This is a genomic window from Pedobacter sp. PLR (genome assembly GCF_026239675.1).
In the GTDB taxonomy this organism is placed as follows: domain Bacteria; phylum Bacteroidota; class Bacteroidia; order Sphingobacteriales; family Sphingobacteriaceae; genus Pedobacter.
In genome coordinates this window covers 1-2,089 of sequence record NZ_JAPIVQ010000024.1, presented here as the reverse complement: position 1 = coordinate 2,089, position 2,089 = coordinate 1, and the positions used below count along the sequence as shown (strand labels likewise).

General features: G+C 45.4%; 2 protein-coding genes. Both read right to left on the bottom strand.

From position 1 onward, the window contains the following. Positions 1 to 619, bottom strand: a 619-nt coding sequence (locus OQX61_RS24170; protein ID WP_265844414.1) for a PorP/SprF family type IX secretion system membrane protein, incomplete at its 3' end; no start/stop codon positions are given. A 47-nt stretch (positions 620 to 666) separates the two neighbouring features. Then, positions 667 to 2,089 (bottom strand): gliding motility-associated C-terminal domain-containing protein (locus OQX61_RS24165; protein WP_265844413.1); only part of this gene is annotated, 1,423 nt, incomplete at its 5' end.

Below are 2,089 nucleotides of genomic sequence, written 5' to 3'. Positions count from 1 at the left end.
CTCCTTCTGATAACTTCATCCTATAACTTGCTGCGGCATAAAATGTAGAGACATCGGCTAGTTTAATTACATCCTTTTTCAGGACGCTTTTCAAATTGGGAACCGAAGCCTGCACCGTCAGTTTCTCTGTGGTATAGGCTACCCCGAAATCACCATCCAGATAAGTTTTACGGTCGTTATACTGACCTACGCCCGGGTCATTCGGATTGCCATAAATATCGCTGTTCTCCAGGCGCTGACTCATGAAACCTAAAGACACCCCGAAGTGAAGCCCGTTGGCCTCATTGTTCAGTTTCAAATGATAGGCATAGGTCCCGACTACCCGCGTTTGTCTTTGCAGACCGGCGCTTTCATTGTAAACGTTTAAACCCAGACCGACCTTATTAAAACCATAGTCGGCGGTGATATTCTGCGTTAGCGGCGAGCCAGGAACGTTGCTCCATAACTTGCGGTAGGCGGCATTCAGTTTCAGGCCCTGATCGGTGCCTGCCATTGCCGGGTTAATCAGGTACTGGTTGCTGTAGTATTGTGCGCCTAATGGATTAAGCTGTGCTTTAGCGCTGCTACCTATGGCGAAAACCATAAGCAGCGCTAAGCCGAATTTATAAGTATTTTTCATCTTGTTGATGTTTAGGTCGGTGGTTGTTAAAATAACTGCGCTTCTCATTAGTTCTCTCTTACAATAGTGATAAAGCCTTTGAATTTTTGGCGGTCTTTACCGAAATCAATGATGTAGAAATAAGTGCCTTCAGAAAGTGGCATGCCATTCAGCATCCCGTCCCAGCTATTGTCGTAGCTTTTTTTGCTATAAACTGCTCTTCCTGATTTGTCAAAGATTTTCACCTCATTATTCGGATAGAAATCAATGTTATCAATGATCCACTTGTCGTTGTATCCATCTCCGTTCGGCGATAAAATATTGGTGGCTTTGATTTTCTCAAGGTCGTCCAGTACGGTTACAGTAAAGCTTTTCTGTTCTGTACAACCATTGGCATTGCTTACGGTTACTGTGTAAGTGGTTGTTTCTCTTGGTCTCACCGTTAAGCTGGCTGTATTCTGACCGCTGATTGCGCTGTTGCTGACTGCCCATGCGTAACTGCTGCCACCGCTGGCCGTCAACACCACCGTTTCTCCTTTACTTACTGAAGTACTGTTCGGGTTATTATCGGCTCCTTTGTCGGCAGAAATTGCGACAACGGGCAAGGCATTTACAGTCAGCACAAAGGTTCTGCTATACGTATCTACACCTCCATTGTCGGTACCACCGTTATCTTTTACAGTAACTGTGATCGCACTGATTCCTGAAGCACCATTTTTAATGCGGTAGCTGATTGTTTCTTTTCCGGAAGCAAATCCTGAAGCTGAGGAAACCGTTAGGCTTTGCAACAGTGCCGCATTGCTACCGGTTACTGTAATGCGGGCGTTTTGTCCAGTTTCCGGACCGGAGCTGATCCCTGTTAAATCGATAGTTTGCGACCCGGTTGTGTAGCAAATCGCCAGATTGGCAATCGCGTCCAGTGTTGGGATTTCATTGACATCGCTCAGGTTGATCGTAAAGCTTTTATCCAGAGAGAAACCATGTTGAGTGGTGCTTCTTACCAGCACGCTATAAACCTTTTTGTTTTCATAATTCAGGCTTGCTGTGGTTAACAGCTGATCACCGGAAATGCGGAAAGCAGCATTGTCCGTATCACCACTACCGCTTACTAAACTATAAGTAAAGATCGCTTGTGTATCATCCGAAGTACTGCTTAACTTACCTGCTAAGGTACCTGAAGCCTGATTTTCATAAATGGTATTTCCGGCAAACAACACTGCAGTCGGAGCGCCTGCTTTAACTGTTAACACGCCATTTACAGGCGTAATCGTGTAGTTTAAGGCTGTTGCTCCTGAAGGCACAATCGGATAAGTTCCAATCGGACTGGCAACTGTAGCTACAGAAGTATATACTGCCGGACTCGTTAATACCGATGCATCTTCTCCGTTTACAAAACCAGCATACTGGCCGGTAAACACCGGATTTGCAGTGCCTGTAAATTTCGATTTCGCATCAGCCGTAACTGTTAAAGGAGCAGGGTCAATGGTTAAA